This is a genomic window from Pseudoalteromonas sp. XMcav11-Q, assembly GCF_040104525.1.
Classification (GTDB): domain Bacteria; phylum Pseudomonadota; class Gammaproteobacteria; order Enterobacterales; family Alteromonadaceae; genus Pseudoalteromonas.
Genome location: NZ_JBECOX010000015.1, coordinates 94,927 through 103,862, shown reverse-complemented (window position 1 = coordinate 103,862; position 8,936 = coordinate 94,927). Strand labels below are relative to the sequence as shown.

The window sequence follows — 8,936 nt, the reverse complement described above, 5'->3', positions numbered from 1 at the left end:
GGAAGTGCTGTGAGGCATTAAGCTAACTCGTACTAATTACCCGAGAGGCTTAACCATACAACGCCAAAGTGGTTTATAAGCGACAGAAGTTAATAGACTAAAGTAGACAAAGAATTTAATCGCTTTTTCCAGATTTACATTGATGAAGGAGACTTCATTGATGAACAGAATTTCCTGGTGACTATAGCGTTTTGGACCCACCTGACCCCATGCCGAACTCAGAAGTGAAACAAAACAGCGTCGATGATAGTGTGGATCACCCATGTGAAAGTAGAACATCGCCAGGGCCAAATAAGAGAAACCCGTTGCAGCAATGCGACGGGTTTTTTGCTGTTTGGGGTAAAGTACTTCCATATAGCATCTCCCCTTCGCGCGTCCTTGCGCTCGCTTCCTCGAACTGCGAAGCGGTGCTTCGGTTTCTCGTCACCCAAACTCAGAAGTGAAACAAAACAGCCAAAGGGTCGGCCCCGGTCAATGATAGTGTGGATCACCCATGTGACTCTCTATTTAAAAAATGAGAACATCCTACTTCGTAGCGAGCTAGGGCCAAATAATACCATTCCGTAATGATTTGTGATCTAATTGTATTTATTTTCCAACTGACAAATAAACTTTGAATACTCATACTTCTGCCGAACTTTTCAAGTTAGCTAAATCAGAAAAAGACGCGCGTAAAAAGATCCGTTATTTAGCGGTCGCGCACTACCGTGATAACCACAATAAAACGCAAATTGCTGCCATGCTGAATGTCAGCAGAAGAATGGTAAATGAGTGGGTAAAGCGCTACCTTAATGAGGGGCTCACTGGCCTTGACGCTAAAAAACCTATCGGTAAACGTTGTTATCTAAACGATGCGCAGCAGAAACAACTTTGCCAGTATATTGAAAAATACAGTCAAAATGACAACGGTGGTAGACTGACGGGGTATCGTATAAAACAATACATTGAAGATGAATTTAACGTCTCTTACCACCCTAATGCGATTTATAAATTATTGGAAAAATTAGGCTTTAGCTGGATAACTAGCCGCTCTCGCCACCCGAAACAGTCCGAACAAGTTCAGCAGGACTTTAAAAAAACTGCAAACGGAATTGATCAAAACGATCCCGCTATTTATCAACCTGAATGACGTGGATATCTGGTTTCAAGACGAGGCCAGATTTGGTCAGCAAAACACCACGACACGCCTTTGGGCAAAAAAGGGAACTCGGCCTAAAGCAGTCAAACAACAACAGTTTGATTATGCTTATCTATTTGGCGCTGTTTGCCCAAGCACGGGGCAGACTGAAGCACTCATCACACCATGGGTAAATATGAGTGTTATGAAACAGCACTTGCAACAAATATCTGAGAAGACAGCATCTGGACGGCATGCTGTTGTGTTAATGGACGGTGCAGGATGGCACCAGGGATCACTGATAACTGATATTGATAATGTCTCCATTATCAAACTCCCTCCTTATTCACCAGAGCTAAACCCAATAGAGCAAGTATGGAGTTGGCTGCGTCAGCATCATTTAGCGAATCGTTGTTTCAAAGGTTATGAAGATATTGTTGAGAGTTGTAGTGAGGCTTGGAATGACTTTGTATCATGTACAAAACGAGTGGTTAAAATGTGTCAACGTGACTGGATAGAGGTGGGAAAAAGTTAAGATGGATTGGTATAAGAGGTTGATGAAAAGCGTTCATCCATGAACTTTCGAACATCCATGTACATCAAAACCCGTTGCAGAGATGCGACGGGTTTTTTGCTATGTGTGATTTAAAAACCTCGCGAGGTAAACTCGCTCCTATCACAGTATAGGCACAGTGCAACATGGTAGGAGGTGGTTCACCCGCCGATGGGTTGTAATGAAGTTCCGGCAAAAAACCATGTACATCAAAACCCGTTGTAGCAATGCAACGGTGGGGTATAGAGAGTCACGCGAGGTGAGCTCGAGCCCACCATATACATTGCTAGGGTGTGAAAAAACTCCAGGCGATAAAACGGCTTGTCTTATTACCTTGCTCCATCTCGATCACTTTTACTTGCTCTGCAGCGAACTGTTTAAGTTGCTGTTTAAGTGGTTTGACGTTGTCTTTATTAGAGATAAGGGAAGTAAACCAATAAACTTGCTCTTTGAAAGTGACACTCTCAGAGATCATATCCAGTATAAAACGCTTTTCTCCCCCTTCACACCATAACTCTTGAGCTTGGCCGCCAAAATTTAGCGAGGCTTGTGGTGCTCGGTTAAGGTTTTTCCACTTTCTTTGCGTGCCCTTGTTTGCATCTGCTTCACTGGAATGGAAGGGCGGGTTACACATTGAAAAATGATAAAACTGGTTTGCTTTTATTATTGTTTTAAAAAAGTGATTAGGCTGCTTTTGTTGCATCACTTTTACCGGCAACTTATTTAGTTCTGCGATGGTTTTGGCACACTTCACAGCAAGAGGATTGATGTCAGAGGCCACAAAGCGCCAGTTATATTCTCTTGATCCCAAGATGGGATAGATCAAATTGGCACCAGTGCCAATATCTACGCCTTGCACCTTATCTGGCAAGTTACTTTCATCTAACAGATCTTTCAACGCATGGATATAGTCTGCTCTGCCTGGAACCGGCGGGCATAAAAATTGTGCGGGGATATCCCAAACTTGTATATCGTAGTCTGATTTAAGCAATGCTTTATTTAACAGTTTTACGGCATCTGGATTAGTGAAGTCGATGCTTTTTATGCCATCAGCTCGGTTGTAAGTAAAATTCTTTAAAGCGGGTTCAATCGCTATAAGCTTGTCTAGATCATAGCCTGAATTATGCTTGTTTCTTGGGTGCACAGGATTCTTCGAATAAATAAAAAGGATTATAACACTTTTAATCGAACGCTTAAGTCTTGAATACTGGCTTTATCTTAGAGGCATATCAACCCTTTTATTTGCTTCGTTTAAGAGTTTACTTATCAATCAGTCAACTGGTACGATGAGGTTAGTGTTAAAAGAATAAAAACAAAGAAATGATAGAGCAAAAATCACTATTAGTAGATATAGCAGATGGACATAAACTCCACCTCAGATATATAGCAAAACCGGATAGTAGCGGCCCCGCTGTGTTTTTTATGCATGGTGCGGTTGAAAATGGCAAAATTTTTTATACTGAAAGTAATAAAGGGCTAGCGCCTTTTTTAGCTGAACACGGCTATCGCTGTTTTGTTGGTGATCTTCGTGGGCGAGGAGAGAGCATACCTAAAATCGACGCTGAAGCGGATTATGGTCAAACTGAATCAATCTTGCACGAAATCCCTGAAATGCTGAATTTTATCGAACGATATACCGGATCTAGAGCACAATATTGGATTGCGCATTCTTGGGGAGGAGTATTGATGAATAGTGTTTTTGCACGCTTTCCTGAAGAAATTCAGCATGTTAAAGCATGTGTTTATTTTGGCTCTAAGCGTAGTTTACATAACAATCACCCGAGCAAATTACTTAAAGCAAACCTGATATGGTTTAACGTTGCGCACTATTATTCGAAAAAGCATGGGTACTTACCTGCGAAGAGACTTGGTTGGGGAAGTGATGATGAGTCTTTAAAGTCACATGCACAAAGCGCTGACTGGGCACAGAAGCACCCATGGGTTGACTCGGATGACGGTTTTAATTATGCCGCGGTATTACAAGACATGACGTTGCCTCCAATCTTGCACATTGCTGGCGTTAAAGATAAAGCACTGGCACAACCTGTCGATATTCAAGCGTTTATTCGTGAATCTGGAAAGGGGATACAAGAACTCAGAATTTATGGAAAAAAGCACGGCCATCGGCACAATTATGGGCACATAGACATGTTAACCCATAAACATGCACGTGATGATCAGTTTAAAGATTTGCTGGCGTGGTTTGATCGCTTTGTGGTTGAGCAATCATCTTCTCAATAAATGCTTCATAGCGCTGCCACTTTTCCAGTGGCTGCGTACTGATTGGCTTTCTGACCTGCGCCTTACTTAGGGTATGCACCGGCTTTTTAGATTTGTGAAACTCCAAGCATTCAGGTTCGTATTTTTGATATAAAAAGCTCAAGCATTGTTTAAGGGACTTTTCAGGCTCTGCAATAAGTTGTTCGTAACTGAGCGTAAAAATATCTCTTTTCATAAATTGGTTAAAATGTGACATCAAGTCGCTTTGCGCTTGCGCATACAAGGCAAATTCACTTAAAGAGCAAAAGTAGGGCTCGCTTTCGGCGAAATGATTACTGTAGACCGACCAGGCTGTTGCATTGAGGTTGCGAGTTAAATGTATAATTCGCGCCTCAGGGAAGAGCTTGTGGATTAAGCCCAGATTTTGAAAATTAGCTGGAAGTTTATTGATCACCACTTCTTCCGGCAATCGATGTCGCTTTATCTCGTCGACATAGAGTATGCGGCAATGATCTAACATAGAGTTACTTAGTTGGTCTAAACAACCTGGGAACTCTGCATTATTGCGTTTACTGAGGTAAGGGACAATTTTATCGCTGATCACGGTATTCTCGCCTAGTGTACCAACATGTGAATGTTGCACTAGCATTTGTTCTAGGAGAGTCGAGCCAGTTCTTGGCAAACCAACAATAAAAACAGGGGTAAATGTTGTCTTAACCTTATCACTAGGTTTATCAAAAAACGCTTTGCCACAATACTTTTTGATTGATTCAAAAAATGGCAGCATGTCTACAGTACGAAACTCGCTCATCAGCAGCTGTGTATCATTCGCTAAAGCATAGTTATCTTGGGCTGCATTAAAGTTACCTAATTGTTCATGACACTTAGCTAGAGCATAGTGGACCACGGCTTTTAGTCTCGGTGCTTCAAACTCATTTTCCAATTTTTCTAAAATTGCTAAATATGTAGGTAATTCTTTGGCTGAGGACATTTGTACCAGTTCGTACAGCATAAAGGCAGTCACTGTACTATGAGGACAATCTAACCCCGCTTTAAAGACATTTTTGGCTTGTTCAATAAAGCCATAGTCCAGATAAAATTGACCGAGTTGGTAATGGGCTTGGGCATTATGTTTTGCCACGCTTAAGGTGTATTCAAGTACGGTTTTTGCGTCAACCGGTGAACCTACGGCTAAAAATGCATCGGCCAATGCGAAGAGCGGCTCAAGCATTTTTGGTAAATGTTCGCAGGCTCTTTTTAAATAGTAGATTGCGTTATCATACTGCTCTAAACGCATGCAAATGCGGCCTAGACCAAATAGAGCTGGACCGTTGTTAGGTGACTGTTTTAGTACAGACTTGTACATAAACTCAGCTTCTCTAAGCTTGTTTTCGGCTAATAATTCGTTGGCTCGCTTTAATAACAACATGTTTGTATTCAAAATTAACTGCTTTGTTATATAGGATAAAAATAAAAAGGCGAAATAGCTAATGCTAGTTCGCCTTTGTTTCTGGGTTACAGTAAAAGTTAGAACGTATAGGTTGCTTTCACATAGTAGAAACCACCATTAATACCGTATGGTGAAGTTTCATAGTATTTGCCACCCCAGTTGTTATTTGGGATACCTGTAGCGTCAAAGAAGTCTAGTTCTTCAGCATCTTGGTCAAAGATATTATTTGCACCAACAGATAGACTGATCGAATCTGTTGCAAAGTAGGTAAGCTCTGCATCAAATGTGATTGTCGCGTCCGCTGTTTTTGCTGTTGCATCATAATCGACGTGAACGCCTTGGTATTCGCCAAAGTAGTTCATACGAACAAAACCTGAGAAGTTATCCCATTGCTGAGCCCAAGTTAATGTGCCTCTGTGCTTCGGTAAGTCGTTTTCTAAACGAGATACCTTGAAGTCACCTGTGATAGCAGAGAAGCGGTCTACTTCGGTTTCATTCCAGTTGTATGCGGCACTGAATGTTGCATAACCACCCAGCATATCCATAGAATAGTTACCAACTAAGTCGATACCTTGAGTCGTGGTATCGAAGTCGTTAGTGAAGAAGCTCACCTGCGCTAAGTTATCAACGTTAGGAACACCCGCCGCTTTAAGGGCTGCTTTGTCAGCATCACTTAAAACGATTTTTTCAGACTGGCTTAGACGGTCAGTTACTTCAATGTTGTAGTAATCTAACGTAATAAATAAGTCGCCAGAGCGATATACCGCACCTAGTGTGTAACTTTCTGACTCTTCAGGAGTCAATTCAGTACCACCAAGCTGCTCTGAAACAGGGTTTGTTGGTGGTAATAGTGCTGAATCTACCAATACACCACTGCTTAAGTTTGTCTGCACGTTAGACACGTTAGCTTGACCTACCGTTGGCGCGCGGAAACCGGTACTGATTGAACCACGAACCGAGAAGTCTTCGGTAACATGATATTGACCCGTGATCTTAAAGTTTGTAGTCGAACCAAATGAATCGTAATCTTCGTAACGAAGCGCCCATCCCATCATAAACTCTTCAGTAAATGGGGTCTCGATATCCACATAAGCAGCATAGTTACGACGAGTGTATTCTCCTGCTGCAGAAGGTTTGAAGCCTGGGAAACCATTTGAACCTATCCCAAAGCCTTGCTCAGTCAGTGGCCCTGCAATAAATGATGCTTCATCACCTGAAAGTACTTCAAATGTTTCTTCATGCCACTCAAGACCTGCTGCAACGTTTACATCGTAAGCTAGGTCAAAGTCATAGCCTTTTGACACGTCAAAGTTAAAATTCTTTTCCAGTTGGATGTATTTACCTGGGCTGAAGTCCATAGGCGTATCTGCGCCAAGTGAAGCGTTTACCGTGTTAGTGATGAAGTAACGTGATTCGTTACGACCAACCGAGCCACTTAAGTCCCAGTAACCCCCCTCCAAAAAGCCGTCTTTAAACTCACCTTCAACGCCGATAGTTAGAGAGGTATCAGTGATGTTACCACCAAAGTTCGGCGTGAAACCTCCAGGTAAAATTTCATTAAAGGCAAAACAGTTTCTACCTAACTCGGTATCAGCAGCAATTAATTGATACGCTGGGATGTTCGCTACATTTTTATCCGTCAAGTTAACTACCGGACATTCGATACCCACACCTACACCATCTAAGTCTCCCACTAACAGCGTTTCACCACCGTCGTTAGAGTATACACCAGGACGGGTTTGTGGATTTCGATAATAGAATCCGCCTTTAACGTCTCGCTCGGAGTAGTTGCCAAACATATAGAATCGAGCATTGTCAGTGACATCTACGCCAACATTACCGAAGATACTTATATCATCTTTAATTTCTGGCGCACCCCAGATCTGCGCTGGGTCACCAACTCCTTCAACTCCGGCACCAATGTAAGCTGCTGCATCAGGACGCTGAACACTGCGGCTAGTCGCATCCGCTTCTTTGTACTGAAAGCTTAAGTTAGCAAATCCATCATCCGTAAATGGCAAACCTACGTTACCTTCGATAACCGTCGTGTCGCCGTCACCTTCGTAGTATTCACCTTGACGAATAGAGAACGAGCCCCCTTCGCTAGCGTCTTTAAGTACAAAGTTCATTACACCCGCGATTGCATCTGAACCGTACTGCGCGGCAGCACCGTCGCGAAGTACCTCCACCTGTTTGAGCGCGATACTAGGGATCACTGAAATATCAGGACCTTGAGCACCGTCGTTAATACCGCCACCTAAAAAAGCAATAACCGATGAACGGTGGCGACGCTTACCATTTAACAAAATCAGCGTACTGTCCGCAGGCAATCCGCGTAAGTTAGCTGGCCTTACTAGAGTCGCTGCATCACTGATTGGGTTTGCATGTACGTTCAAAGATGGTACAGATCCTTTCAGTAATTCCAGCATGTCAGAGCCCGCAGCTTTCGACATATCTTCAGCACCGATGATGTCAATTGGTACTGGTGACTCGCCTACAGAGCGAGGAGCAGCCCGGGAGCCAACTACCGCGATTTTTTCAATTTTTTCATCTGCTTTTGCTTGGTTGGCTTCTTCAGCCATTGCGGTGGTAGTAAGAAGTGAGGTTGTTGCTGCTGAAGCGAGCGCGAAGCGAATTGCACGGCGCACCGTGTTACTTTTTAGTTTCATCCTGTTTCCCCAGTTGATTGTTGTTGTCATACCAATAAAAAAGGCCATTTATAATATTTTTACCTTTAATACACATATAATTTAATTTGCTATGTGTTGGCAAGCGCTTTTTTAAAATTAGCAGTGATTTCTGAAACTGCAACTTTCTTAATAACTTTTTGTTTAGGCTAAGAAGAATTGCAAAGGTTGAATGATAAGTTATTGTTGAAGATGAACTTTTGGACGGTTTAACTAGTTTTGAAGAGAAACACCCTGTTGCTTATAATTTGTTGTTACAAAGTTTAGCGAGATTACGGAAATTTCATTATTCAGTTTTTGTAGATTAATTGAGCAATGCTAGGTGCTAGTCTTTGTGTGAGTGATTATTGTACAGTTTTGTGTGGTAATTGAGGTTGATTTTGTTCTAGTTCGTTGTTTTGCACACTTTACGTATAACTTTACTCGTTAGAATAGCTAATTTGTACCAATGGCTAATAGCTAAAGTGCTAAAAATTTTGATAGACTCTGGACAACACTATCTTTGAGTTTATTAATGAAACTGATCAAAGTTGTCCATAAAGCACCGATGCGCGTTGCTCGGATCAGTAAACGCAGACAGCAAATAAGATTGCGCAGAGCAATGATTGCGCTCAAATGCGCACTGGAACAAGAGAAACAAGAAACGAAAGAAATGCTTGAGATATACAAGCGATATACTTTGGGGCGAGCGCATAAGGCTGAGCTAAAAACAGCAAACGCCCAACTTGTGGATATTCTCAAAGGATTAGGATTGGGTGTGTTTGCCGTTTTACCTTTTGCCCCCATTACCATTCCGATAATCGTAAAGGTCGGTCAATTAGTGGGCGTGGATGTTTTGCCTAGCTCATTCAACTTGAAAAAAAAGCCAACAAAAACCGAGGAACAGTGAATTTTCTTTTTAGCCTTGGT

Annotated in this window: 6 protein-coding genes and 1 rRNA gene; 4 read left to right on the top strand and 3 right to left on the bottom strand. The window is 42.2% G+C overall.

The features are described 5' to 3' along the window. The first annotated feature begins 173 nt into the window (after nt 1-173). Nucleotides 174-287, top strand: a 5S ribosomal RNA gene (gene rrf, locus ABMY45_RS20255). Between the two features lie 326 nt (nt 288-613). Beyond that, nucleotides 614-1,652 (top strand): IS630 family transposase gene (locus ABMY45_RS20250; protein ID WP_349289422.1). Its coding sequence is split into 2 segments (ribosomal slippage): nt 614-1,080 and nt 1,079-1,652, totalling 1,041 coding nucleotides; the frame shifts between segments, so codons are not numbered across the junction. 304 nt (nt 1,653-1,956) lie between these two features. Here the strand turns inward: ABMY45_RS20250 and rlmF are convergent. Further along, on the bottom strand, nt 1,957-2,814 hold the full coding sequence (gene rlmF, locus ABMY45_RS20245; RefSeq protein WP_349289421.1) for a 23S rRNA (adenine(1618)-N(6))-methyltransferase RlmF: 858 nt from the start codon (nt 2,812-2,814) through the stop codon (nt 1,957-1,959). 176 nt (nt 2,815-2,990) lie between these two features. Here rlmF and ABMY45_RS20240 point away from each other — a divergent pair, with 176 nt between their 5' ends. Continuing rightward, a complete protein-coding gene (locus ABMY45_RS20240) occupies nt 2,991-3,911 on the top strand; it encodes an alpha/beta hydrolase (protein WP_237117468.1) in 921 nt (306 codons plus the stop codon). On the opposite strand, the gene ABMY45_RS20235 is transcribed toward ABMY45_RS20240, so the two are convergent. Further along, a complete protein-coding gene (locus ABMY45_RS20235) occupies nt 3,853-5,319 on the bottom strand; it encodes a sulfotransferase (RefSeq protein WP_349289423.1) in 1,467 nt (488 codons plus the stop codon). The genes ABMY45_RS20240 and ABMY45_RS20235 overlap by 59 nt on opposite strands. Nucleotides 5,320-5,417: 98 nt before the next feature. Beyond that, nucleotides 5,418-8,009 carry a TonB-dependent receptor gene (locus ABMY45_RS20230; RefSeq protein ID WP_029215790.1) on the bottom strand — a complete coding sequence of 864 codons (2,592 nt, stop codon included), beginning with the start codon at nt 8,007-8,009 and terminating at the stop codon, nt 5,418-5,420. Between the two features lie 532 nt (nt 8,010-8,541). On the opposite strand from ABMY45_RS20230, the gene ABMY45_RS20225 reads away from it, so the two are divergent. Further along, the gene (locus ABMY45_RS20225) at nt 8,542-8,916 is read left to right on the top strand and encodes a hypothetical protein (protein WP_102057897.1); all 375 of its coding nucleotides are present in this window, start codon (nt 8,542-8,544) and stop codon (nt 8,914-8,916) included. Nucleotides 8,917-8,936: the final 20 nt, after the last annotated feature.

What these genes read in the sequence shown, in the direction of transcription:
- ABMY45_RS20240 (WP_237117468.1), top strand. Translation starts at nt 2,991, where the DNA reads ATGATAGAGCAAAAATCACTATTAGTAGATATAGCAGATGGACATAAA.
- ABMY45_RS20225 (WP_102057897.1), top strand. Translation starts at nt 8,542, where the DNA reads ATGAAACTGATCAAAGTTGTCCATAAAGCACCGATGCGCGTTGCTCGG.
- ABMY45_RS20230 (WP_029215790.1), bottom strand. Translation starts at nt 8,009, where the DNA reads ATGAAACTAAAAAGTAACACGGTGCGCCGTGCAATTCGCTTCGCGCTC.
- ABMY45_RS20235 (WP_349289423.1), bottom strand. Translation starts at nt 5,319, where the DNA reads ATGTTGTTATTAAAGCGAGCCAACGAATTATTAGCCGAAAACAAGCTT.